Origin of the sequence: Calothrix anomala FACHB-343, from assembly GCF_014696435.1 — a bacterium.
GTDB lineage: Bacteria > Cyanobacteriota > Cyanobacteriia > Cyanobacteriales > Nostocaceae > Aulosira > Aulosira anomala_A.
Genome location: NZ_JACJQG010000041.1, coordinates 58,618 through 83,813, shown reverse-complemented (window position 1 = coordinate 83,813; position 25,196 = coordinate 58,618). Strand labels below are relative to the sequence as shown.

27 protein-coding genes and 1 pseudogene are annotated in these 25,196 nt (G+C 41.2%); 11 read left to right on the top strand and 17 right to left on the bottom strand.

The genetic code is table 11. From position 1 onward, the window contains the following. Positions 1–421: 421 nt before the first annotated feature. From glmU to H6G08_RS22260, 3 genes are all read right to left on the bottom strand, one after another. Positions 422–1,786: a bifunctional UDP-N-acetylglucosamine diphosphorylase/glucosamine-1-phosphate N-acetyltransferase GlmU gene (gene glmU / locus H6G08_RS22270; protein ID WP_190546843.1), complete on the bottom strand. Its 1,365-nt coding sequence runs from the start codon at positions 1,784–1,786 to the stop codon at positions 422–424. Positions 1,787–1,918: 132 nt separating this feature from the next. Beyond that, the gene (arsH, locus tag H6G08_RS22265) at positions 1,919–2,566 is read right to left on the bottom strand and encodes an arsenical resistance protein ArsH (protein ID WP_190546841.1); all 648 of its coding nucleotides are present in this window, start codon (positions 2,564–2,566) and stop codon (positions 1,919–1,921) included. 40 nt (positions 2,567–2,606) lie between these two features. Further along, positions 2,607–3,026 (bottom strand): ArsI/CadI family heavy metal resistance metalloenzyme, encoded by a 420-nt coding sequence (locus H6G08_RS22260; protein ID WP_190546839.1) that lies wholly within the window; start codon positions 3,024–3,026, stop codon positions 2,607–2,609. Positions 3,027–3,111: 85 nt separating this feature from the next. On the opposite strand from H6G08_RS22260, the gene H6G08_RS22255 reads away from it, so the two are divergent. Then, entirely contained in the window at positions 3,112–3,450 is a 339-nt protein-coding gene (locus H6G08_RS22255) for an ArsR/SmtB family transcription factor (protein ID WP_190546836.1), read from the top strand. Positions 3,451–3,455: 5 nt separating this feature from the next. Here the strand turns inward: H6G08_RS22255 and H6G08_RS22250 are convergent, their stop codons facing one another. The 11 genes and pseudogenes from H6G08_RS22250 to H6G08_RS22200 all read right to left on the bottom strand — a co-directional run bounded on the left by H6G08_RS22250 (position 3,456) and on the right by H6G08_RS22200 (position 14,302). After that, positions 3,456–4,292, bottom strand: coding sequence for a sulfite exporter TauE/SafE family protein (locus tag H6G08_RS22250; RefSeq protein ID WP_190546835.1), 837 nt, complete (start codon positions 4,290–4,292; stop codon positions 3,456–3,458). Positions 4,293–4,384: 92 nt separating this feature from the next. Continuing rightward, a complete protein-coding gene (gene arsJ, locus H6G08_RS22245) occupies positions 4,385–5,647 on the bottom strand; it encodes an organoarsenical effux MFS transporter ArsJ (protein ID WP_190546833.1) in 1,263 nt (420 codons plus the stop codon). A 45-nt stretch (positions 5,648–5,692) separates the two neighbouring features. After that, positions 5,693–6,709 (bottom strand): ArsJ-associated glyceraldehyde-3-phosphate dehydrogenase, encoded by a 1,017-nt coding sequence (locus H6G08_RS22240; RefSeq protein WP_190546831.1) that lies wholly within the window; start codon positions 6,707–6,709, stop codon positions 5,693–5,695. A 166-nt stretch (positions 6,710–6,875) separates the two neighbouring features. Next, complete coding sequence (locus H6G08_RS22235; protein WP_190546829.1) at positions 6,876–7,343, bottom strand: phosphatase domain-containing putative toxin; 468 nt, start codon at positions 7,341–7,343, stop codon at positions 6,876–6,878. A gap of 24 nt (positions 7,344–7,367) precedes the next feature. After that, positions 7,368–8,519, bottom strand: coding sequence for an ACR3 family arsenite efflux transporter (gene arsB / locus H6G08_RS22230; protein WP_190546827.1), 1,152 nt, complete (start codon positions 8,517–8,519; stop codon positions 7,368–7,370). 29 nt (positions 8,520–8,548) lie between these two features. Further along, complete coding sequence (locus H6G08_RS22225) at positions 8,549–9,610, bottom strand: PstS family phosphate ABC transporter substrate-binding protein (RefSeq protein WP_190546825.1); 1,062 nt, start codon at positions 9,608–9,610, stop codon at positions 8,549–8,551. A 114-nt stretch (positions 9,611–9,724) separates the two neighbouring features. After that, positions 9,725–9,862, bottom strand: a pseudogene (locus tag H6G08_RS22220) (transcriptional regulator); the annotation flags it as partial. 87 nt (positions 9,863–9,949) lie between these two features. Then, a complete protein-coding gene (locus tag H6G08_RS22215; protein WP_190546823.1) occupies positions 9,950–10,714 on the bottom strand; it encodes a class I SAM-dependent methyltransferase in 765 nt (254 codons plus the stop codon). A gap of 75 nt (positions 10,715–10,789) precedes the next feature. After that, positions 10,790–11,107, bottom strand: coding sequence for an ArsR/SmtB family transcription factor (locus H6G08_RS22210; RefSeq protein WP_190546821.1), 318 nt, complete (start codon positions 11,105–11,107; stop codon positions 10,790–10,792). Positions 11,108–11,192: 85 nt separating this feature from the next. Beyond that, complete coding sequence (locus H6G08_RS22205) at positions 11,193–12,422, bottom strand: response regulator (protein ID WP_190546819.1); 1,230 nt, start codon at positions 12,420–12,422, stop codon at positions 11,193–11,195. A 983-nt stretch (positions 12,423–13,405) separates the two neighbouring features. Then, positions 13,406–14,302, bottom strand: coding sequence for a tRNA (5-methylaminomethyl-2-thiouridine)(34)-methyltransferase MnmD (locus H6G08_RS22200; RefSeq protein WP_190546858.1), 897 nt, complete (start codon positions 14,300–14,302; stop codon positions 13,406–13,408). A gap of 111 nt (positions 14,303–14,413) precedes the next feature. Here H6G08_RS22200 and H6G08_RS22195 point away from each other — a divergent pair, with 111 nt between their 5' ends. Continuing rightward, complete coding sequence (locus H6G08_RS22195; protein WP_190546817.1) at positions 14,414–15,229, top strand: sulfurtransferase; 816 nt, start codon at positions 14,414–14,416, stop codon at positions 15,227–15,229. Between the two features lie 161 nt (positions 15,230–15,390). Then, positions 15,391–16,152, top strand: coding sequence for a metallophosphoesterase family protein (locus tag H6G08_RS22190; protein ID WP_190546816.1), 762 nt, complete (start codon positions 15,391–15,393; stop codon positions 16,150–16,152). A 91-nt stretch (positions 16,153–16,243) separates the two neighbouring features. On the opposite strand, the gene H6G08_RS22185 is transcribed toward H6G08_RS22190, so the two are convergent. After that, positions 16,244–17,095: a M48 family metallopeptidase gene (locus H6G08_RS22185; RefSeq protein ID WP_190546814.1), complete on the bottom strand. Its 852-nt coding sequence runs from the start codon at positions 17,093–17,095 to the stop codon at positions 16,244–16,246. A 355-nt stretch (positions 17,096–17,450) separates the two neighbouring features. On the opposite strand from H6G08_RS22185, the gene H6G08_RS22180 reads away from it, so the two are divergent. Together H6G08_RS22180 and H6G08_RS22175 are read left to right on the top strand one after the other, a co-directional pair. After that, positions 17,451–17,984, top strand: coding sequence for a DUF4330 domain-containing protein (locus H6G08_RS22180; protein ID WP_190546812.1), 534 nt, complete (start codon positions 17,451–17,453; stop codon positions 17,982–17,984). Positions 17,985–18,538: 554 nt separating this feature from the next. After that, complete coding sequence (locus tag H6G08_RS22175) at positions 18,539–19,066, top strand: YdcF family protein (protein WP_190546856.1); 528 nt, start codon at positions 18,539–18,541, stop codon at positions 19,064–19,066. A 196-nt stretch (positions 19,067–19,262) separates the two neighbouring features. On the opposite strand, the gene H6G08_RS22170 is transcribed toward H6G08_RS22175, so the two are convergent. Together H6G08_RS22170 and H6G08_RS22165 are read right to left on the bottom strand one after the other, a co-directional pair. Continuing rightward, the gene (locus H6G08_RS22170) at positions 19,263–20,570 is read right to left on the bottom strand and encodes a glutamate-5-semialdehyde dehydrogenase (protein ID WP_190546810.1); all 1,308 of its coding nucleotides are present in this window, start codon (positions 20,568–20,570) and stop codon (positions 19,263–19,265) included. Positions 20,571–20,847: 277 nt separating this feature from the next. Further along, complete coding sequence (locus H6G08_RS22165) at positions 20,848–21,114, bottom strand: hypothetical protein (protein WP_190546807.1); 267 nt, start codon at positions 21,112–21,114, stop codon at positions 20,848–20,850. Positions 21,115–21,523: 409 nt separating this feature from the next. Between H6G08_RS22165 and gvpA (H6G08_RS22160) the strand changes: the two genes are divergently transcribed. From gvpA (H6G08_RS22160) to H6G08_RS22135, 6 genes are all read left to right on the top strand, one after another. Then, the gene (gene gvpA / locus H6G08_RS22160; protein ID WP_045871251.1) at positions 21,524–21,739 is read left to right on the top strand and encodes a gas vesicle structural protein GvpA; all 216 of its coding nucleotides are present in this window, start codon (positions 21,524–21,526) and stop codon (positions 21,737–21,739) included. A 105-nt stretch (positions 21,740–21,844) separates the two neighbouring features. Continuing rightward, positions 21,845–22,060 carry a gas vesicle structural protein GvpA gene (gene gvpA / locus H6G08_RS22155; protein ID WP_045871251.1) on the top strand — a complete coding sequence of 72 codons (216 nt, stop codon included), beginning with the start codon at positions 21,845–21,847 and terminating at the stop codon, positions 22,058–22,060. Between the two features lie 208 nt (positions 22,061–22,268). Next, positions 22,269–22,763, top strand: coding sequence for a gas vesicle protein GvpC (gvpC, locus tag H6G08_RS22150; protein WP_190546806.1), 495 nt, complete (start codon positions 22,269–22,271; stop codon positions 22,761–22,763). Positions 22,764–23,124: 361 nt separating this feature from the next. Then, on the top strand, positions 23,125–24,177 hold the full coding sequence (gvpN, locus tag H6G08_RS22145; RefSeq protein ID WP_242046235.1) for a gas vesicle protein GvpN: 1,053 nt from the start codon (positions 23,125–23,127) through the stop codon (positions 24,175–24,177). Between the two features lie 50 nt (positions 24,178–24,227). Beyond that, complete coding sequence (locus H6G08_RS22140) at positions 24,228–24,674, top strand: gas vesicle protein (protein ID WP_190546804.1); 447 nt, start codon at positions 24,228–24,230, stop codon at positions 24,672–24,674. Between the two features lie 47 nt (positions 24,675–24,721). Then, a complete protein-coding gene (locus tag H6G08_RS22135; protein ID WP_199322694.1) occupies positions 24,722–25,189 on the top strand; it encodes a gas vesicle protein K in 468 nt (155 codons plus the stop codon). The last annotated feature ends 7 nt before the right edge of the window (positions 25,190–25,196 follow it).

Sequence of the window (25,196 nt, the reverse complement as noted above, 5' to 3'; positions counted from 1 at the left end):
AGAGGTTTCAATTTGGGAATGCGATCGCAATCTTAATCAGGTTTGTGTAGATTGGCGTTTTCGTACAGAAGATGCAAGAGTTAAGCTTTCAAAGATTTATCCAACCCAGCAAAATTAATGGGACAGACCACTAGTAGTCTGGCAACTCAACTTTGCTGGGTGAAAAAACGAACCACGAAGGCACGAAGTACTCAAAGAAAGAGGAAAAGAAGAGAACGAGAAAATTTAATGCACCTAGCATAGTTCCCTTGTCAAAGTACTAGCCATTCACGCCAGGTTTTGGCACAACCAAGCATGAAAATTTCCCTTCCCTGTTCCCTGTTCCCTATTCCCTGTTCCCTATTTTCAAGCTAGCCAACAAAGGATGAAAATCTGTCTTTCCCATGCCCCATGCCCCATGCCCATTTGGCAAATCTATTTTTTATGGCTGACTCTGAGCGCTTTTATTGCGCCAACCTGGTTTAACTACCTGACGCGCACGGGCGATTACCAGCGCATCATCAGGAACATCTTCTGTAATAGTTGAACCTGCGGCGACGTAGACATCATTACCTAAAGTGACTGGTGCAACTAAAACGCTATTAGAACCAGTTTTCGTACGATCGCCAATTTTGGTTGGGTGTTTTTTCACACCGTCATAGTTAGCAGTAATTGTACCTGCACCAATGTTAACCTTAGTACCTGCCGTTGTATCGCCTAAATAAGACAAATGAGCCACATTAGTGCGATCGCCTAATTGAGTATTTTTCAATTCTACAAAATTACCAATACGGCAGCCTGCACCAACTTTAGCCTGACCGCGTAAATGGCTATAGGGGCCAATCTGGCTTCCCTGTTGCACAAAGCTATCCCTAATTACGGAATACTGGACAGTAACATTTTCACCCAACTGGCTATTTTCAATTAAACTGCCAGGGCCGATACGGCTTCCTGCTTGAATTACAGTATTACCACGTAGGTGAGTTTGGGGTTCAATAATTACATCTGGCTGTAATTCTACAGTGTCATCAATGGTAATACTCTGAGGATCGATGAGCGTCACACCCGCCAACATCCATTTTTCTTTAACTCTGGTTTGTAAAATATCGTAGGCATTGGCTAGTTGTAAGCGATCGTTAATGCCAAGAATTTCTTGATAATCTTGGACATCCACCGCCATGACTTTGCCTACTTGAGTGACTGCATCGGTAAGATAGTATTCTTTTTGACTATTATTTGCTTCTAAATGGGGCAGCACCTTGGCTAAATTTTGCCACCGGAAGCAATAAACCCCCGCATTAATCCGGCGATTTTGTCTTTGAGCGCTGGTGCAATCTTTGTCTTCCACAATTTGTTGCACTATATTTTCACTATCGCAAAAAACTCGCCCGTAACCTTTTGCATCAGGCAAGTATGCAGTGAGAATAGTGGCATCATTTTGATGTTCTTGGTGAGTTTGCCAGAGATTTTGCAGGGTTTGGCTAGTTAATAAGGGCACATCACCGTTTAAGACAATTAAATCCCCTGTATAATCTTCTAAATAAGGCAGTAATTGCTGGATTGCATGACCAGTTCCTTTTTGTTCAGTCTGTTCGACAAACTCCAAACCAGGAATTGGCTCCATAGCAGCTTTCACTTCCTGTGCCTGATATCCGACAATTACTAACCGCCGTGAAGGAGAAAGAGGTTCTACGCTGTGAATCACTCTTTCAACTAGCGATCGCCCACCCAAAGAATGTAATACTTTGGGCAGGTTTGATTTCATCCTTGTGCCGCGTCCCGCCGCTAGAATTGCTACAACTACCATAACTTAGCTTTCAGCTATTAATGAATTGCGCTGTCGCGCTTGGTGTTTTGAGATTGAGCCTCAAATATTACCAGCTAATCATCATAGACTGAAATACCCGGTCATAATTCATTAGATCCATATCTAAAGCTATTACCGCAGAGCTTGGTTTGCTACTTCAATTATCTGTTTTGCGGCTTTTTCCTTGCGTTCGCTGTAGCGATCGGTGAGGTAGTCTACTTTGTCTCGGAGCAACAAGGTGAACTTATAAAGTTCTTCCATCACATCCACAACGCGATCGCGGTAAGACGAATCTTTCATCGTACCGTCTTCGTTAAACTCCTCATAAGCTTTAGCCACCGAGGATTGATTGGGGATAGTAAACATCCGCATCCAGCGCCCCAGAATTCTCAAGGTGTTGACAGCGTTGAAAGACTGCGAACCACCACTGACTTGCATCACAGCCAAAGTTCTCCCTTGAGTTGGGCGAACAGCTCCAATATTTAGAGGAATCCAGTCTATTTGATTTTTCATAATGCCAGAAATCTGACCGTGCATCTCTGGGCTACACCAGACTTGTCCTTCTGACCATTGGCTTAATTCGCGCAACTCTTGCACTTTGGGGTGAGTGTCGGGAACGCTACCGTAAATTGGTAATTCCCTGGGATCGAAAAACTTTACCTCTGCGCCAAATTCTTCAATGATGCGTGCTGCTTCCTCTGCTAACAAGCGGCTATAGGAACGCTCACGCAGAGAACCATACAAAAACAAAATTCTGGGAGGATGGTCAAATGTTGTCATAGAGATTCCACATACAAATCAAAAAGTGCAGAGCTACAAACTAAGAACAGGCGCAGCTTTTAGTGCTGACTTCTACAGGTTTAAGATCCCGCACTTGGGAGTCACTCAAAACTTTATAAATCTCCCAAGGTGCGCCATCTGGATCTTGCACCCATACTTTATCTTGCAGAGCATAGCAACAAGTTACTTGCTCTTCTGTTCGTGTTTCTAGTCCGAGTTGTTGCAGGCGTTCGGTTGCTATGTTTACGTCCTCAGTTGTTTCTACCTCTACACCCAGATGGTTAAGAGTTCCAGCTGCTTCCGAATTCTCAATTAATACCAATTTGAGCGGCGGTTGAGCGATCGCAAAATTCGCGTAACCAGGACGGCGTTTTGCTGGTTCAGTACCGAATAGCTTGCTGTAGAATTCAACCGCAGCATCAATATTACTTACATTCAGCGCCAGTTGTACGCGGGACATCGCAGTTCTCCTTAAATTGATATTCATCAATATTTATGTATATCTATATATTGCCAACTATATTGATAAGTGTCAATATATAAGTATGAATTCTGCAAACTCTACTTCAAGCTGTTGTTCTTCCCTGTTGCAAAACCTATTGCAGCCAGATGAAGCCGCCCAAATGGCGGCGTTATTTCGCGTACTGGGCGAATCGGCTCGGTTACAGTTGCTCAGTTATATTGCAGTTCAACCTGCACAAGAAGCTTGTGTTTGCCAATTGGTAGAGCCACTGGGTTTATCTCAACCTACTGTCAGCCATCATCTCAAGGTGTTGTATGAAGCTGGCTTGCTAGAGAAGGAACGACGCGGTACTTGGATTTACTATCGGTTAGTACCAGCAAGGTTTGAAATATTACGAAAAGCTCTAACCTTTCCAGATTAAACTAATTATGAATTGTGAGATTTAGCTTTGTGAAAAACTCGAAACGCAGAGATATTTAAGATTACCCCTAATGTAACTTTGAGTACTGACGCAGGAACAACCCCAACAAGCATTCCGCCAATAACTGCGCCAATTACCGAACCCACTCCCATAGGCGCAACGGTATTCCTCAAAGCTGCACGGTTTGCAAACGCCCCACGACTGGCATATTTCACAACTCCCACCAGTACTGTGGGTAAGCTAACCAAAAGACTAGCTGTACCTGCTGTTTTAATATCTGCACCAAAAGCAAAAACCAGCGTTGGAATAATTATTTCACCGCCTGCAACCCCAAGGAGACTGCTTACCAACCCAATTGCTAAACCAAACAAAATACCTGCTCCAATGCGCCAGGCTAAAGAGGAAGGTAGAAGGGCTGGTATTTGTTGGGGAAGAAAACCTTCAACTATTAGGGCAACGCCAATTAAGACTAATAGCACTAAGATAATTCTCTCAAGCTGCTCATTTGAAAGCTTTCCTGCCATTGCTGCCCCAAAAAAGGCAGTAATAACTGCTCCACAAATTAAGGACAAAACCGCAGGTAACAACGGAATAACTGAGCTAAAGGAGAGCGTACTACCCCGAATTGCTAGAGATGCAGCAATTGTCACCAAGCTCACAGCTAGGTTTAAAGGTACAGCTTGCCGTACTGAATAACCCAAGACACCAGCCAATACTGGTAGGCGAAACTCTGCACCCCCCAAGCCAATTAATCCTCCTAACACCCCAATCGGTACAGAGTAGAGAAAGGATAATTGCAAAAGACGCGATCGCTCTAGTGCAGATGAGTCATTTTTGTCCATCAACGTTTTGCCTTTTAGAGGCTAATCATACAGTTTTTCCGGGGGTGGATCTAGTGCTAAATAATTTAATAATTTGGCACTAGACAACTGTTTTAATCACCATCCCCTGCTTTCCAGGCGATCGCTTTACTTGGTTGAGGATCGGGTAACTTCAGAGTAATTAATGCAGCTGCTAATACAAATAACATTGATGTCCACAGACAGCCCACTAAACCGAAAAACTGATATATCAAACCTGATAAAACAGTACCAGCTAATCGACCACCTGAGTTTGCCATGTAATAAAAACCAACGTTCAGCGCTACCTTATCATCATCAGTAAAAGCCAACACTAAATAAGAGTGAACTGCTGAGTTAAAAGCAAACACAATGCCAAAAATCAAGAGTCCGCCAACGATCGCAATATTTGCAGGTATACCTAATTGGAGAGCAAGAGCGATCGCAGCTGGAACTGCTGTTAAAGTAAATGTCCAAAACTGGATAGTCTTTGATTGTGGTGGACGACCAGAAGCAAATCGCTGAATTAGCGTTGGCGCTAAGAACTGAATCATGCCATAACCAATTACCCAACAAGCCAAGAATCCACCGACCTGATAGAATGACCAGCCCAAAACGCTACGTAAAAATACTGGCAAGCCCACAACAAACCACACATCCCTAGAGCCAAAGAGAAAAAATCGTGCAGCCGAAAGAATATTAATCTCTTCACTCTTAGAAAACAGTTGACTAAACTTGACTTTCTTCTTGATTTTGCCCATTCCTTTAGGCAGCATTAGCCCAGAAAACATAATCAAGGCAAGTCCCCCGGCCATAATCCACAGGGAATTGATGAAGCCAACCCCAGCCAGGAGAGCGCTACCAAGAAAGAAACCAACTCCTTTCAGAGCATTCTTAGAACCAGTCAGCACCGCCACCCATTTAAACAAAGATGATTGAGCATCCTGGGGTACCACCAACCGAATGGCACTTTTAGAACTCATCTTGGTTAAGTCTTTAGCAATCCCAGAAAATGCCTGTGCCAACATCACATAGCTGACTGCAATCCACTGTGCCCAATCGGGATTCAACAAAGACAGCATGACTAGTGAAAAAACCTGTAATCCGATGCCGCTATAAAGTGTTACCTTCAATCCCAACTGAGAACCAATCCAACCGCCTAAAAAGTTTGTGACAACTCCGAAGACTTCGTAGAACAAAAACAGAAAGGCAATTTGTATTGGGGTATAGCCAATTTGGTTGAAATATAGCAACACCAGCATTCGCAAGGCACCATCAGTTAGGGTAAAGCCCCAGTAGGCGAGGGTGACTAGGATATAGTTCTTGAAATTGGCACTATGAGCTGTAGTAGAAGCCATGAGGTAATAGAGATTTAACGCAGAGTATTTCTAAATCAGAAGATTTCACGCTATAAAATTCAAAGCCACCTTACGGGCGAGTTCAACCATCCGGTTGGCATAGCCCCATTCGTTGTCATACCAAGCAAGTATTTTCACTTGCGTCTCATCTACCACCATTGTGGAGAGAGCATCGATAATGGAAGAACGAGGATCGTCTTTGTAGTCAATAGATACCAAAGGACGCTCTTCATAGCCCAAAATGCCTTTAAGAGGTTCTTGCTCAGAAGCAGCTTTCAGCAAACTATTAATTTCTTCTACTGTGGTAGATCGCGCAACTTCAAATACACAATCTGTTAAAGAAGCGTTGAGTAATGGCACTCGTACTGCTAAACCATTGAGTTTGCCATTGAGTTCGGGATAAATTAAGCCGATCGCAGTTGCCGATCCAGTACTAGTAGGAATTAGAGATAAACTGGTAGCTCTTGCCCGTCGCAGATCTTTGTGTGGCGCATCTACGATAGTTTGAGTATTAGTATTATCATGAATTGTGGTAATAATTCCATGTTTAATCCCCAAACCTTCATGGATTACCTTCACAACTGGAGCCAAACAGTTAGTTGTACAAGAAGCTGCAGTTAGCAGATGATGCCGATCTGGCTCATAAAGTTGATCGTTAACCCCCATAACAATATTCAGGGCTTCTTCCTTCACTGGAGCAGCTACAATTACCTTCCGTACTCCTCGCTTAAAATAAGGGTTTAGGGTAGCGGGAGTCCTAAACTTACCGGAGCATTCCAGTACAATATCAACGCCTAAGTCTTCCCAAGGGACATCACCAGGTTGGGAATATTCACTAAAGCTTAAGGGTGTACCATCAATGAGAATGCGTTCGTCCTGTGCTTCTACTTCTGGTGTCCAACGTCCATGAACAGAATCGAACTTGAGTAAGTGAGCCGCCGCTTCTGCTCCACCCTTAATCTCATTAATATGAACAAATTCTAATTCTGGCCAACCCCATGCAGCACGCAGAGCCAATCGTCCCATCCTACCGAATCCATTAATAGCAATACGAATGCTCATTACTTTTCCTACCGTTAATTAAAAAAATATGATTGTCTTGTCAAAAGTTTTGCTCTCTACCTACGTCGGAAAGCATCAAGTCTGAGTGATGTTATAGAACGCATGGCACGAGAAGAAAAGCTCCCCAAAAATGAGTAGTCATGGGTATGTTTGTCCAGAATTTAACTTACAGTTTCATACCCTGCTCTAATTCTTGTAGAAATTTGTGTTGGTTTTCTCGCAGTTCGATTTCGGGATTTGCACGCCTAATCGCCTCGATGACATCGTTATAAGATGAGCCAGTACAAATCAAGTAAGTAGCTAGCATTGTTCCCGTTCGCCGTCTACCATTGGTGCAATGAATTGCAACAGCGTTACCAAGGTTATTTTGGTTGTCAACGAAATTTTGTAAATCATGAATTTGCTCTTGGCTGGGTGTCGTACCACCTTTTATTGGCAACCACAGATAAGGAATATTTGCCGTTTGATATAAATCTAAGTTAGAGGGATCATCCATAACGGAGATAATTGCCTGTACACCTGCGGTTTGTAACTCTGTCAACTCCTCTGCTATAGGCTTGCGAACACCTGCTAGTTTTCCTGGAATTACCCACCACAGGTTTTCTAAAATCGGTTGAATTGTTTCTTGCTCCATTGGTTCGAGCCTTTCATTAGGTTGTTATTTAAAAGCTCCAAAACAACGCGGATCTGGTAATGTTGCTTTTTGCGGCTCTCGTGGAAACCATGCTGCTGTCCGCTTACAAAATTCAACTAACATTAACATCACTGGAACTTCGATTAAAACCCCGACTACTGTAGCCAGTGCTGCACCTGAATTTAAACCAAATAACATGACAGCCGTGGCAATAGCAACTTCAAAATGATTACTAGCTCCAATTAATGCTGCTGGTGCTGCATCTTCGTAGGATAAATTCAGCTTTAATGCCGCTACATAACTAATTAAAAATATAAAATTAGTTTGGATAAACAGTGGTACAGCAATTAATAAAATATGCAAGGGATTGTTAACTATTAGTTCACCCTTGAATGCAAATAACAGTACCAAAGTTAGCAATAAAGCCGTAATTGCCACTGGAGTCAGATACTTGAGAAATCTGCTTTCAAACCACACTTTACCTTTGTATTTAAAAATCCAGTAACGGCTGTACATCCCTGCTGCTAAAGGTAAGCCCACATAAATTAATACGGACAAAACAATGGTTTCCCAAGGCACAGTTAAATCATTCGCTGCTAATAACCATCTCCCCAAGGGTGCATATAAAAACAGCATTGCCAGAGAATTTACTGCCACCATAATTAAAGTGTGTCCCTGGTTACCGTAGGATAGATATCCCCACATCAACACCATCGCTGTACAAGGCGCAATTCCTAATAAAATGGTACCAGCAATGTAGGAATTAGCCAGTGTAACTTCGCTCCCACGAATCACCTCTGTTGTGCTTATCAAAGGACGAAATAACCAGCCTAAAAAGAATTGCGCAAATATCACCATTGTGAATGGTTTAATTAACCAATTCACTACTAAGGTAAGAATCACTGGCTTAGGGGCGCGGATAGCATTTGCTGCTTGTGTAAAGTCAATTTTTACCATGATGGGATACATCATGAAAAACAAACATACAGCAATAGGAATAGAGACTTGATACACACTCATAGCATCAAGAGCTACTGCTATCCCTGGAAATAATCTACCTAAGAAAATTCCGACAAAGATACATAAAAATACCCAAACAGTAAGGTATTTTTCAAAAAAGCTCAGATTGCTTCCTGCTTTGATTCGGGCTGTACTAATTTGTGAATTATCATTCATTGAAATTAACCTACAATTAACAAGAATTGCTAAAATTTCGCTTCTTTGCGTAACAACTCACCAATTGTTAAGTTCATTTCTGCTTTCCCATCAAAAACTGTTCCAACTTTGCCCTTATACAAGTGAACAAAATTAATTTGGTAGCCATCATCTGGTAAAGGTATATACCCCACAGAACTGACTGCTTGTGGTGCGTTCTTAATATAGAAATCTGTGAACGTATATAGCGCTCCTCTGTTTGGTAAAGACTGAGGATTGATATAGATAAACAAAGGCCGAGACAGTGGTTGATACTGAGCTTTCTCTACAGCTTGACGTGATGGCAATACGGCACCTTTTCCGTTATCAATGGAGAGTGCTTTTAACTTATCTTGATGTTTTTCGTAATATGCATAGCCAAAGTACCCCAATGCGTTGGGATCTTTGCGTATCTCCTCTACCAATACTTCATCATCTTCACTAGCTGTATAGTCATTACGAGATGATCTAGCTTTACCTACAATTGCTTCTGTAAAGTAGTCAAAAGTACCAGATTTTTTACCAGCACCATACAAATTTATAGGGCGATCTGGCCAAGATGAGCGTATTTGGTTCCATTTGGTGATTTTACCTTCAGCCGCAGGTTCCCAAATCTTCTTTAATTCTGCAACGGTGATATCTTTTGCCCAGTTATTTTGCGGATGAACAGCAACGGTAAGGGCATCAAAAGCAATAGGAAGTTCTATGTAACCAACGCCATTTTTCTTGCAAGTTTCCATCTCTGAGAGCAAAATCGGTCGGGAGGCGTTGTTGATATCTGTTTCGCCAGCGCAGAATTTTTCAAATCCGCCTGTAGTCCCAGAAAATTTTAATTCTACTTGCAGCTTGTCATTGGAGTCTTTGGGAAACTCTTTAGCGATCGCTTGGGTAATTGGATATACCGTACTAGAACCATCAATTCTTATCTTCGTGCCAGCTTTGGTAATATTACTAGCTTCAATAGCATTTGAGGGCTGTTGACTTTCGGTACTAGAAGTTGAGCTACCTGCACAACTACTAACTAAAGTCACCATTCCCAGTGCGAGAGCCAATTGCTTGATTTTGGCTTCCATCTTTCCACCCTGTGTTGTGGCTAAATTTTTATCAGTCTCATTTCAATAAAACTTGATATGTCCGTGTCTTGTCAACTACCAAGATATAAAAATTCATCAAAAAAACTTGATGTACTATTGGTAATTTTCACAGGGTCGAGCAGGTGAGATTTTAGCTAGGCGGCGATAATCAGATAAATATTCTTCTAGAACGAGAAATTTAGCCACATTCAGGCTGTAGTAAATCCAACGTCCTTCTTGACGCGATCGCACTTAGTCAGCTTCTTTAAGGTATTAACTGAGGGATTGATAACCCTAAGTTAATAACCTGAATATGGACTGACAATCAAGCAAGATGATTTAACTTCTACGAAGTAGACCTTTAGCAAAACTACCTAGCTGATTCACAAGTTTAGATAACGGTGTAGGAGCAGACTTGAGATGCTCTTCTGCGTCAAGTCGCTTGTTATATTCGTCATAAAAACCTGATGCTGCGGCTGATTCTGAAGCAATTAAACGAGGAAGTACATCAGCTAAATTTGGAGCTTGAGGGTGCTGAATTTGGATATAATCAATAACGTTATATCGATACCAGGGCGCAATATTAGAATTGCGCAATTTTTCCCGTATACGGTCAGCTATGACAAACTCTCTTTGAGAAAATATATTGTGCCAGTATTCGCGGGTTTGCAAATTAATATGTCCGCGTCCCTTTTGATTAGGAACAGCTGCTGAAAATATTACTATAGGAGCAACTTGAGTCAACCACTTAACTAAAGCCTGTGAGCTTTCTTCCTCTAAATGTTCGGCTACTTCTAAGCATATTGACAAATCAAATTGCTTATGCTCAAACAGCTTTTTAATTGCCACAGAGTCATTTAAATCAAGTGGATAAAATTCAACTGAAAGTCCAGCAAAGTTTGGCTGAGAGTAACCATCTACACATGTAACCTGGACTCCACGTTGCGCTAGCTCTCGACTGAGATGACCTGGCCCACAGCCAAATTCAACTACTGTTTGAGGATGATAAAGTTCAATAATTACCGCAGCTAAAGTAGCATAATCAGTTTCAAAAATTTTACTTGTGAAATACTGTGAAGTGTAATTAGCTGTTTTAGCTGTCATGTGAATTTGCTCCAAGGGTTTAAGTTTTATTAAAAAAAATATTTATTAACAAAACTTGATAGATACCAGAACATTTTAGCAGGAGCGGGCGGGTGAGATTTTAGCTAGACGGCGATAATCAGATAAATATTGCTCTAAAACCACAAATTGAGCTACATTCAAACTGTAGTAAATCCAACGTCCTTCTTGACGCGATCGCACTAAGCCAGCTTCTTTGAGAGTTTTCAGGTGAAAAGACAGCTTAGACTGGGGGACGCCTAAAGTTGCACACAAGTCACATACACACAGTTCTTGCTCGCGCAGCAGTTCCAAAACCTGAATCCGCAAAGGTTCAGACAGCGCGTGAAAGCCAGCTGCGATCGCCTCAGAAGTTAAACTAGTTAAAGAATCCATCAACTTTAATTGAAATATCTTTTGATATCGATCATAACTAGCCTAACTTCAACTTGCTGCAACTGTTTATTGCTTATCCAGAATCCTAAGCTGCTCTTTTGGTGATGAAATCGACAAACTGCTGCACTAGTTCGGGATTGCGCCAACCAGATTGAGTTTCTTCTAGCATGATCTTAAGTGCTTCCTCTGGCGTAAAACTCTTTTTGTAAGGTCGTTCGCTGGTGAGAGCATCATAAATATCAATGATTTGAAACACTTGTGCTAGATAGGGAATATCATTACCTTGCAAACCATCAGGGTAACCAGTTCCGTCCCAGCGCTCGTGGTGATGGCGAATAATGGGAATTACACCGCGCATACTGCGTAATGGTTGACAGATTTTCTCCCCAATGGAAACATGCTGTCTCATAATCTCCCATTCTTCGGGGGTGAGTTTACCTTTTTTCAACAGCACTGCGTCAGGTATACCTACTTTACCAATATCATGCAGATAACCACCCCACATCAAATCCCGAATTTGGTTGCGTGAAAGACAAAGGTATTCACCAAAGGCTTGTCCGAGTTTTACCAAGCGTTCGCAATGATCGCCAGTATTCGGATCTCGACTTTCAATCGCCATCGCCACGGAAAACAGTACTTTTTCTGCATGATCTAAGTCTTCATTCAACCGCTTCTGACGAACTAAGGATTTAACACGCGCTACTAGTTCTACCCGATCGAAGGGTTTGGTGAGAAAATCATCTGCGCCAACTTCAATACCCCGGATACGCGATCGCCTATCGTTTAATGCTGTAATAAAAATGACGGGAATCAGCCTTGTATGCTCGTTTTGTTTGAGGATTTGGCAGACTTCAAACCCATCCATCCCTGGCATCATTACATCCAGTAAAATCAAATCTGGTTGTTGCTGTGCAACTATATTCACTGCCATAGAACCACTGTCAGCTTCAATAACCTCGTATCCTTCCATACCTAACAGTGCAACAGCAGTCATCCGACTTGCAGCATGGTCATCAACTACTAAAATTTTTGGTAAATCCGTATCCCAGGTATTAACTTGAGAACTTTGGACTGGCGATGTTTTTAAATCTAATGATTTGTCATGAGTCTTGAAATTTGTTTGTTGCATTAAAGAAGCCAACCCTGGGGTTTTTTCCAGCATCAAATCCCCTGGAGATAAGCTTATTGAATCACCCTCTACACTTTTTAATTCTAAGGAATGATTGGCGCTTATATTCGTTAATTTGTTTAGGGGGTTAGACCCATTAACGAGAATTTCGGTAGAGTTTGTATGCTTGGGTTCCCATTCAATCACAGAATTGCTCCAGTTTTTTTCCAAAAACGTCAACAGTTGTTAGGTTTTCAAAATAAAATATTTAAGTTTAGTACTAGTATTTGCATAATTACAGTCAGCCATTATTATACAAATTTTTTTTATTTTGCATATACATCTCTTTCAAACTTAGATGCATTATTTTTTTTAATATTTATTGAAAAAATTCAATAAACTTCAATAGTCTCTCAGATTCTTGATTGTTGGGAAAGAAATTCACTTAAATATGCAATCCGCCCTTCTACGGATATTTGCCTTGATACTACCACAGGGGATTGCGTAAAATCTCCAATTACTAATTTAGATAAGTGAGTCAAACCAAATCTTTTTCAGAACCAAAGATAACCACTTAGCTCCTGGCGTTTCTCCTAGTTAAAGTGGCAGTCAACCATTTAGAGTCTATATCTCACCGGCAATCTACCGTTTTGATATCAGCGAGCGCTGAGATTTTGAGATTATATACCTACCCACAAGGAATTTTTTCAAAGAAATGTTGCAACACTTCGTAGATTTAACCTTTTGGAATTTGCTATCCTTATTTCTAAGTACGTGTGAGAATTGCAATTATTGAGTTTGTTGAGACTACTAAGTAATTTCGCTAATTAGCTCTGATCCATTATCTTCTAAATTATGGCTATATTGGCGTGATTTAAAACACACAGACTCATGATCTTGATTACTACAAAGTGTCACGCTAGTTCACCAATTAATATCAACTTGAGATTGCGATTGGGGATGTGGAGCGAAAAAGCTTTCTCGGCAAACTGTTACACCAATCTCAACCCCTACTAAACACTGTAATTTAGCACAATTACTCATTGGATTTATACCGAACGAGAATGTATTTTTGATATTTCAAAAAGCTTGGCTTCTCGTTACCTATAAAATATCAGCTATGTAGCAAAAAACTCTCGATCTAAAAATTTATTTTTCTTTGAATAGAGAATTAAAAAGCGTTTGATATGTCAATTGCTAGCCGCACTGTCTAACAGCCATCTTTTACGCCAGCTAGAAGTAGACTCTAGAGAAGAAGCTTGTTGTTCTTGTTGTCGTCGCTGCAAAATGACATCAGCGACATCTTGCAATTGAGGATCTCGGTAGGGAATAGCCGCACGGGTGAGCAAATGCTCGGTTTCTGCCTGAGAAAGTGGTGGAAGCGCTAAAATACCAGAATATCCCTGATGTACTGCAACCGTACCAGGCGATCGCCTACCTACAGGTGGAGTAGAAGCGATAATTAAACCAGCAGCCAATAAAGCCGCGCGCACAGCAGCAGCGCAGGAATAAGTAGCCAGAATACCATCAGAGTGCAAACACCGAGCAACTAGCTCAAGGAACTCCACAGTCCATAACTGAGGACACTGAGGCGGTGAAAACGGATCGAGAAAAATAGCATCAGCTAAAAAACCAGACTTTTGGAGTAAAGCAATTGAATTTCTGGCATCGCCAATGATTAACTTAGCTTTGAGGTGCGGTTGTTGCACTTCATACTCAAAAGCTAGCTGATGCAAAATATCGGTATATTTATAGTCCCAGTTATCAAATAAACCATGAGCGATCGCTGCTTGGGGAACATTCGGATTAAGTTCCAAAGCCATGACTTCAATATGACAACCGGGATTTATTTCCCAAATCGTCTGCAAAGCTGCTGCCGTGTTGTATCCTAGACCATAACAAATGTCCAACAGCCGCAATCCTGATTTTTGCGCGCGTTCAGCAAGTTGCGTCGGCACTGCAAACTTCTGAAAACTCTCCTGCTTGGCTCCATAACGACTATGAAAGTCTTCGCCAAACTCTTGAGAAGTAAAAGTAAAAGAACCATCTGCCGTAGTTTGGGGGATAAATTGCTCAAAATCTGGCATTTTCAAAATCGCAACGAGAACGAAGGGGACAAGGAGGACAAGGGAGACAATTGTACAGACGCGATTCATCGCGTCTCTGACCATTGACCATTGACTATTGACCATTGACCAATGACAAATTTAATTATTTCACCAGCCTGGTTACTTGAACATTTAAACGATCCGCAAGTTGCGATCGTTGATTGTCGCTTTTCTCTGGGAGATCCACAACTAGGACGCCAACAATATGAAGCCAGCCATATACCAGGCGCTTATTATCTCGACTTAAATCAGGATCTTTCCAGTCCTGTCACAGAACATGGCGGGAGACATCCTTTACCCAATCCTGAGGATTTAGCGCAGAAATTAGCAGAAATTGGGGTAAATTTTCAAGAAACCTTAGTAGTAGCTTATGATGATTCCCGTTTCGCCTTTGCCTCGCGGTTATGGTGGCTACTGCAATATTTAGGACATGACAATGTAGCTGTCCTCGATGGTGGATTTACGGGATGGCAAAAAGCTAATTATCCCTTGACAAATGTGATTCCACAACCCCAAACTGCTACCTTTGTACCGCAAATTCAAACAGATATGGTAGTAGATATTCATGGCGTCAAAAGTAAAAAGGATTTACCAGAGGTAGCTTTGGTAGATTCTCGAGAGAGCGATCGCTACCGAGGTGAACGGGAACCAATCGATAAAATAGCCGGTCATATTCCCGGTGCAGTTAACTATCCTTGGCAAGAAGTTACAGATTCTACCGGATATTTACTGTCACCAATAGAACAACGTCGCAGGTGGGAAAACTTAGCTACAATTGAAGAAATTATCGTTTATTGTGGTTCTGGTGTAACCGCTTGCGTAAATTTACTTTCATTAAAATTAGCAGGTATTTCTACAGGTAAACTCTATGCTGGTAGCTGGAGTGATTGGATTAGTTATATGTAGTTTTACTAGTTCAAATCTGCAACAATATCTATTTCAACTACCTGTATAAATAGAATAGAATAAAAACAAACTTTCTCAAAAAATTATTATCTATTTTGGGAAAACTGCACAGGTAAGACTGTAGCAAAATTAGTGGGCACTATCATTTCAGCTAAGAGCAAATGAGCGAAACTAGCCAGCGTCGAATTGTAATTGGCGATGTACATGGTCAATATGAAGGATTAATGACCTTATTAGGAGCTATTGCACCAGGGTCTAACGATCGGCTCTATTTTCTAGGAGACTTAATCGATCGCGGCCCCCAAAGTGCCCAAGTAGTTGATTTTGTCAAAAAAAATAACTATCCTTGTCTGTTGGGAAATCACGAACAGATGTTATTAAATGTATTAACCGGCGGTAGCGCTTCTACTTCAGCGATGCAAGCATGGTTATACAGTGGCGGACAAGCGACTATAGCCAGTTACCAAGAAGCAACAATTCCCCAAGAACATATCGAATGGTTCACAAGTCTACCTACATATATTGATTTAGGAGATGTTTGGTTAACCCATGCGGGGATAGATCCATTCATTCCTTTGCATGAACAAACAGCTGAACAATTCTGCTGGATTAGAGAAGAATTTCACAGTATGGAAAAACCATACTTTCCTAATAAATTAATTATTATTGGTCATACTATTACCTTTACCTTTCCGGGAGTGAATCCAGGTCAATTAGCACAAGGAAAAGGCTGGTTAGGGATAGATACTGGTGCATATCATCCCCGCAGTGGCTGGTTGACAGCACTGGATGTCACTAATCAACTGGTACATCAAGTAAACGTGTTTAAAAAGTGCGTGCGTACCTTACCTTTAAAAGACGCGATCGCCACTATCGATCCAGATGAAATTAAAGGTACTCGCCGCAATAAGCAACGAGCGTGAAAAACATGCTAAAGATGGTAGGGGCATGGCATCGCCATGCCCTATAGAATATATGAATGTGCCGCAAACACTATTTAAATTGAGATGATAATTAAAGTAAGGCGCGGATATTGGCTTTATAAGCAGCATTATCTAATCCATAACGCCCATTGCTTGGTTGTTGACTAATAGCGCGTTTGAGAGAATTAATGCGATCGCTCGTTGCTGGGTGAGTACTTAAAAACGTCGGCGTAGAACCTCTTCCTAGCAGTTTTTGCATAAAAGAAACCATTCCTGATTGCGCGTAACCACTACGTGTCAAAGTTCTTAAACCTCTTTGATCCGCATCAAATTCATCTTGACGACTGCGGGGACGGTTAAGTGCTAATTCTACACCAATACCCACCGCAGTATTGCGATCTAAACCTGCGGCTGTAGCTACACCACTAGCGATCGCTCTTTGTCGCATTTGTTTGACTAAATGTTTCCCGCCAATGTGACCGATTTCATGGGCGATCACACTTGCTAGTTCCGCTTCATTGTCAGCAGCTTTGAGCAAACCAGTGTGTACATATACATAGCCACCCGCCGTTGCAAAAGCATTAATCGCCGGATCTTCAACTACTTGGAATGTATAAGGGAGATTAGGGCGATCGCTATTTGCCGCCAACCGTCGCCCAATTTGTTCCACATAACGATTAACTTCTGCATTGCGGTACAGCCGCATTTCACTGCTAACTTGCTGATTAATATCCTTACCCAAATCCACCTCTTGGCGATCGGATATATTAGATAGCTGAAGTATCTGCACTCCCTGGAATAACAGGGGTAACAAATCAAACGCCCTTCCCGGAAGAGGTGCAGTTACACAGACACTCAGGGTTACTACCAAAGAAACTAACGGGTAAAACCAGCGACGCCGCCAAAAACGGTAATTAGTTAAAAACGCATTCCCAGCATTCATAAATCCAGTCTTTATGGATAATTGTGGAAGAACATCAAACTTATGAGACGAATTTCAGTCTTTCTATGTTGCATTCTCTACCCAAAAAGCCAAATGCGTAACCGCTTTTGCACTTAAATAAAGTGATTGATCGGCTAAAACACATCTAATTTGCCGATTAAATTTTATCAGTCTCTTGTGGAGTAGGCATCTTGCCTGCCTTTCTTCCGTCAACCATCAACCGTCAACAGTCAACCGTCAACCATATTATTAAACTAGGCTACCTCGCCCCGGAATTTTAGAAGTCGTGATAAACTGTCGCATGACTGCAACGCCCAGCTAATTTTGGGACTTAGCAAATAGGGAAAAACTCATTATGGCTATTTTAGATTCTAAAGGTCGCTTGTTCGGCAAAATCAATCTCCTGGATTTTGGCGCTTTACTAGTAATTGCCCTAGTTATCTTTGGTATATTCGTCTTCCCCGGTACTTCCGGTTCTGTCGCCCAAGTCGGTACAAAAACCGTACCAATGGAAGTAGATTTAGTAGTTCGCGGCTTGAATGTGCGCGATCCGCAGCAGTTATTCGATCAAGGATTGAAAGCCAATGGTAAAACCAACGTAATTATTCGCAATCAACCCCACGGCGAAATTACGATTAAATCTGTCAAACAACTACCCAGAACAGTCAATGTTCCCCAACCAGATGGTACCCTCAAAGAATTACCAGATCCCAAAACCAACAACTTTAGTACAGATATGCTGCTGACCTTAGAAGGGAAAGCCCAAATTACAGCCAATGGCCCAGTTTTAGGGAACAGCAAAGTCAAAATTGGGATGCCATTTGAGCTAGAAGGCTTCAACTATAACTTTAATGCCACTGTCATCGATTTAAGATTAAAAGAAAAATAGAAATCGGGCATAATGCAAAAAATGTGACTGGAAAACAGTTGCTATCAACTGCGTACAGGAACATCTTCTGCAAGTCTGTCTTTCCCGTTATTAATGCCCAATTTTCTATATGACAACCTGGCAAGTTCTATTGCTGGCAGAAAATAAAACTGTATCAAAGTATCAGCAGACTAGAAACCAAGTACCGATACAAGGTAGGATAGGACATCGACAATTTACACAGAAAGTGTTAAAACGCCTTTAAATAGAATCTAAGTTCGATAAACCTCTCCTACCTCAACTCTCTAGACTGCGAGTAAAGGAAGAAGTAATCTAAAATATCAGGGTCAAGAGCTTCTACTTTTATCAACAGAGGCAACAAAATCCCATGTATCGAACGCAAATTCATTGAGCGGTTACCAAAAAAATCCCTAAATTCTTTTTTGGGTAGATTTTTGGGAAACTCTGCTGCTTGACATCATTATTTTTTCTTCTAGTTAGAGAAATTTGGATTCAGTAGACTAAGTAATAGAGCCTTGAATAAGCTATTGTTTACAGGTAAATCTTTCCGCTTTATGGCTTGTGCCCTACCGCTACTCATGTGGTTAGGATACAAGGAAGTCAAAAACCAAATCGTTCAACCCCAAGCAGTATTAGTATTAGGTGGTTCCACAAAAAATTTAGAACGAGAGAAGTTTACAGCCGATTTTGCCAAAGAGCATCCGAATTTACCAATTTGGATTAGTGGTGGCAGTCCACCTAGATCGACGCAAAAGGTATTTACTAAAGCAGGAGTAGATCCTGAGCGTTTGAACTTAGATTATGAAGCTGTAGATACAGTTACTAATTTTACAACGTTGGTAGATGATTTGCAAGCTCGTGGCATCAAGAGTGTTTATTTAATCACCTCTGAATTCCACATGCGGCGTGCTTGTGTCATTGCGGAAATTGTTTTAGGTAGCCGAGGAATTGAATTTAAAGCTGTACCCGTTCCCTCAAAAAATACATCGGAACCTATAGAAAAAACTTTCCGCGATGGCGCAAGAGCAATCCTTTGGGTGGCAACTGGTTATACAGGCGCAGAGGAGACGAAGATTAAGTAGGGGCTAGGGGCTAGGGGCTAGGGGCTAGGGAGAGCAGGGGGACAAGGAGGACAAGGGAGACAAGGGAGAAAAATTACTATTGACTGTTGACTGTTGACTGTTGACTGTTGACTGTTGACTGTTGACTGTTGACTGTTGACTGTTGACTATTGACTGTTGACTGTTGACTGTTGCCCCATGCCCAATGCCCCATACCCTAATCTAAATCCCGATGGGTAAATGATTTAGCATTCGCGCCAGTGTAGGTAGTGACAATATGACCATCCCCTGTCATCTGATATTTATAGGTAATTAAGCCTTCTAAGCCAACGGGGCCTCTAGGGGGCATTTGTTGAGTACTAATACCTACTTCTGCGCCAAAGCCGTAGCGGAAGCCATCAGCAAAGCGGGTAGAACAGTTGTGATAAACTCCGGCTGCATTTACTAATCCTAAGAAGGTTTCCGCCGCCGCTAAATCTTCGGTGACAATTGCTTCTGTATGGCGTGAACCATATTCGTTAATATGAGCGATCGCATCTTCTAAAGAATCGACTATTTTAATTGCTAAAATCAAATCGCTGTATTCTGTCTCCCAATCTTGCTCTGTAGCATTGGTAATTTGATGCAAAATCTTGATGCTGCGTTCATCTCCCCTGAGTTCTACATGATGTGCTTGCAAAGCAGTGGCAATTTTCGGGAGGAATTCACCAGCAATATCAGCATGAACTAGTAAGGTTTCAATCGCATTACAAGCTGCTGGATATTGAGTTTTCGCATCCACAGTAATGTTAACGGCTTTTTCCAGTTCCCCAGCTCTATCTATATATATATGACAAATACCATCAGCATGGCCGAGTACAGGAATCCGGGTATTGTCTTGGACGAAGCGGACAAAAGCGTTGGAACCTCTGGGAATAATTAAATCTACATATTTATCTAAATTCAACAGTTCTAAGGTTTCTTCTCTAGTTGTCAGCAACTGAACTGCATCTGGATTGACAGCCGTGTCTGCTAAACCTTGCTTAATTGCTTTGACAATTACCTCGCAAGAACGTATTGCTTCTTTACCACCTTTGAGAATGACGCCATTACCTGATTTTATCGCCAAAGAGACAATTTGAATTGCGGCTTCGGGACGCGCTTCAAAAATAATTCCCAAAACTCCCAAAGGACAGCTAATCCGCTTGAGGATTAAGCCTGTGTCGATTTCTCGGTGAATTTGGACTTTCCCGACTGGATCGGCTAGCTTACCAACATCTCTCACTCCCGCGATCGCATCTCTTAATTTATGGGCATCTAACTGCAAGCGTTTATATAATGGTTTGGCAATGCCATCAGCAGTCGCAACTTCACAATCAGCAAGATTGGCTTTTAAGATGTCATCCGTTGCTGATTCTAAAGCTTGGGCGATCGCTTCAATGGCTTGGTTTTTCGCCTCTGTCGAGAGAACAGCTAACTTACTTGCAGCAGCGCGAGTTTTTTGCGCGATCGCAATTAGGGGAGAAGCAATTTCGAGACTAGTCATAGCAAACAACAAATTTCCAGTACGGCCAATATCTTTGGTTTTTTCCTATCCTATCAACCTTAGTTCCTATCTCAACTTATTCTTTAGTTGAGTTTATCAGCCATTTCATCGCCATCTCCCCAAAAACAGTAGGAGCGCAACAACCGTTGCGCTCCCATAAAAGATGCATATTCTACATAATTGAAAATGGCTATGCTTGACTAAGTTTCATTTCCAATAATTCTTCAACATTGTGCAACTAATCTCTAGCGATCGCACTAGTAAATAGAGACTTCACTTAACCACGTTGCACTCGGTTCTCAAAGTCTGCCCGGGTTTTTTCCACGACGCTCACAGCAGAAGAATAGATATCATTATGCTCCTGTTGTAGCCAAGTTAAAAGGCTAGCCATCTGGGCATTCCTTAAATCTAAATCTGTCTGAAAAATAATTGAAGTTGCCATCAATTGAGCATATTTAGGTTCATTCCCTTGTTGTACCAAATGAGCTATTAAGCCAGCTAACGCTTCTTGCCGGACTGGATCTGGATTTGCTTCCTTAAACATATTTGCTAGACAACGATAATTGTTGCCATCATCCTATTTCATGCAGCCGACTATTTTGTATCCGTATTATCACTGAAATTGCCTCACTAGATTGCTATATATCAATGACTTGTATCTACTTTTGCACTTGACTAAAAAATTCTAATTTATACATAAAATATACAAAACGAACAATATCGCTCAAAAAACAACAAATTCTTGCATGGTAAGTGTTTTAAAGGAAAGTAAAGCATACAATTTAAACAAACATGCGTATCTACTTTTCGCTCAATGTCATATTTGTTTACAGCATTTGCGATGTAATCCTCTTTACATTTGCCAAATAGGTTAATAGTATAGTTTTAGAGATTGAGAGCAGCGCAAGCGAATCAATCTTATAAACAACAACAATGAGTTAAGGTACAAGAAAATGGCAGTTGAAAAAACCAATTCTTCCTCCAGCTTGGCAGAAGTTATCGATCGCATCTTAGATAAAGGTATCGTTGTAGACGCTTGGGTACGTGTTTCTTTAGTAGGTATTGAATTACTAGCTATTGAAGCTCGGATCGTTATCGCTTCCGTAGAAACCTACTTGAAATATGCAGAAGCTGTTGGTCTAACTCAATCAGCTGCAGTACCTGCTTAATTATTAAGTAGTTCGCACAACAATAGAATTAGTAACTAACTAATTCTATTGTCTAACCCTTGTCTAAATCAAACGTAAACCATAACCAATTAAAGGTGCAATCAAATGGCAGTCGAAAAAACCAATTCTTCCTCCAGCTTGGCAGAAGTTATCGATCGTATCCTAGATAAAGGTATCGTTGTAGATGCTTGGGTACGTGTTTCTTTGGTAGGTATTGAATTATTAGCTATTGAAGCTCGGATCGTTATCGCTTCTGTTGAAACATACTTGAAGTATGCAGAAGCTGTTGGTCTAACTCAGTCAGCCGCAGTACCTGCTTAATTACTTAAGCAGTATTTAAAATCAGAATTTTTGGGTTGAGATTCTGATGTTTATTCTGCTTTTTTCTAATTATCTGGATTTGCTCCGACCAAGCTAATCCCAAGATAAAAGGAAGAGAGCAGATATTCCTTCGACTACATTCACTAAATATTGAGACTTAGTGAATGTAGTTCATTAATCATGATTTAGTTGTATTGCGGAGAACCTCATGACTCCTTTAATGGTAAGAATCCGGCAAGAGCATCAAGGAATAGCTGGGGAAGTAGCTCAACTATTTAAAGATACTCAAGAATTCTTGTCCGTGACCACAGCTCAAAGAAAAGCGCAAGCTAAAGAGCAAGCAGAAAATCTGCACCAATTCCATCAGGATTTGCAACAAGACACCGAAGAGTTTTTGACAGAAACTGCTAAAGAAAGAATGGCGCAAGCTAAAGCACAAGCAGAAAATCTGTACCAATTCCATCAGGAACTGGAACAAAACACTGAAGAGTTTTTGACAGAAACTGCTAAAGAAAGAATGGCGCAGGCTAAAGAACAAGCCCGTCAATTGTACGAGTTCCATCAAAATCTTGAGCAAACAACCCATGATTTCTTAACTGACACAGCTAAAGAAAGAATGGACCAAGCTAAAGCGCAAAGAGAGGAACTACAACAATTCCGTCAAGATTTGTTCGCTAGCGTTTTTGGCATCTCTATTGGTTAATCAAAGTTCCGAACAAACGGAGTTTATCTGTTGAAGAACGGGGCCAATAGTAAAACCCCCTAATCTTCCAGGTACAAACTGGTAAGACCAGGGGGTAGTCAAATTCAACAATGAGTTTTAGCACGAAATATAAATAACACATATTGTCACTGATGACAAGGCTTCAGTAACCAGTACTGAGAACCTATTTTTACCTCTCTTCTATCAGTGAACAATATATAACTCTATCGAGTATCAATTATCCAAACAATCGACTAGAGGGTTATTTATAGTTTGTTCTTCTATCGTAGCACACAGATGCATAAATAGCATCTAATTTCTGTTATTTTTGGAAATTTTTCTGCCCATCATCAACAACATTATGAATACTACCGAAAATCATAAAAAAAGAGCCGTTCTTCGTGTCCGTCCTGGCCAGTTTGTAGTTACACCTGCGATTGAGCAAGTAGCCATTCGTGCGCTGCGTTATCTCACATCAGGATTTGCAATTCACCTACGGGGGCCAGCCGGAACAGGAAAAACGACTCTAGCCATGCATCTAGCCAACTGTCTAGATCGACCAATCATGTTGATTTTCGGGGATGACGAATTTAAGAGTTCTGATTTAATCGGTAGTGAATCTGGTTATACTCACAAAAAATTATTAGATAATTACATTCACAATGTTCTCAAAGTTGAAGACGAACTCAAGCAAAATTGGGTTGATTCTCGCCTAACTTTAGCTTGTCGGGAAGGTTTAACCTTAGTCTATGACGAATTTAACCGTTCGCGGCCTGAAGTTAATAACGTCTTACTTTCAGCTTTAGAAGAAAAAATCCTCACTTTACCTCCTAGCAGCAATCAGCCCGAATATTTGCATGTTCATCCTAAATTCCGGGCTATCTTCACTTCTAATCCCGAAGAATACTGTGGAGTTCACTCAACTCAAGATGCTTTAATGGATCGACTGGTAACAATTAATATGCCAGAACCAGATGAGCAAACTCAAACCGAAATTTTAACCCATAAAACAGGTCTCAATCGTGAATCGGCGCTGTTGGTTGTGCGTTTAGTCAAAGCATTCCGCGCCGCTACTGGTGGTGAAAAAACTTCCGGCTTGCGTTCTTGTTTAATGGTTGCTAAAGTGTGTGCGGAACACGAGATTTTAGTGGCTCCCGAAAATTCCGATTTTCGCGAAATTTGTGCAGATGTGCTGTTTAACCGCACAAACTTATCTGCTAGCGAAGCTACAACTTTGTTTTTGCAATTACTCAACCACTTACACGTGCAATCACAATCGGTAGAGCAGGTTGATCGTAGCGATCCTTATGATGTTGCGGAAGAAGAAATCAGTGGTGAAATCGAGCCACAAAAAGAAGCACTCGCTGAACCAGTTACCCTCGACGAAACCCTCTTAAGCGACAATCCCAATTAATACTTGCTCGCCCAAGACAGTCTTTATCTCATTCAAGAGTCTAATTCATCGTGACTACTACACCCATCCTGCCACAACGCCCTCAATCTAACTCTAGTCGAGCAATTACCACATCTACCCAAGGTTCTACCTTGGCAGACATTCTAGAACGAGTGTTAGATAAGGGCATTGTGATTGCTGGTGATATTTCTGTATCTATCGCTTCCACCGAACTGCTGCATATTCGGATTCGCTTATTAATTTCCTCCGTCGATAAAGCCAAGGAACTTGGTATTAATTGGTGGGAAAATGACCCTTATCTCAGTAGCAAGAATCAACATTTAGTTGAGGAAAATCAAGAACTTCAGCAACGGCTGGCGAGTTTAGAAGCGCAACTAAAAGCGCTGACTGCGGCTAATAGCAAGAAGCCGGAATTATTCACAGTCAAAGCTGAAGAGCGCGAACATAGCGATGCAGAAAATTTGCCATTGCCAATAAATTCTCAACTTGATGACTAGACTGAGTTTACTCAAAAAAGCAATTAACCAAAGGTGGCATCATGGCAATGGCCTGCACTCCAGTTGAAAATTCCAACGACTTGGTAGCTACCAATTCTCAAGCTAATAATCAAGCCGGATTAGTTCCCTTACTATTAACTGTAGTGGAACTAATACGTCAGCTGATGGAAGCTCAAGTAATTCGCCGAATGGAACAGGAGTGCCTGACGGAATCTGACTTAGAGCGAGCTGCAGAAAGTTTGCAAAAGTTAGAAGAACAAGTTTTAAATTTGTGTCAAATCTTTGAAATCGATCCAGCAGACTTAAATATTCATTTAGGAGAACTTGGTAGTCTGTTACCAACTGCTGGATCGTACTATCCAGGGGAAACAGGAACTTCTCCCTCTATCCTAGAACTATTAGACCGTCTATTAAATACGGGAATTGTTGTAGACGGGGAAATAGATTTAGGTGTTGCCCAACTCAATCTGATTCACGCTAAATTGCGCGTAGTGTTAACCTCAAAACCTTTGTAATTACAAA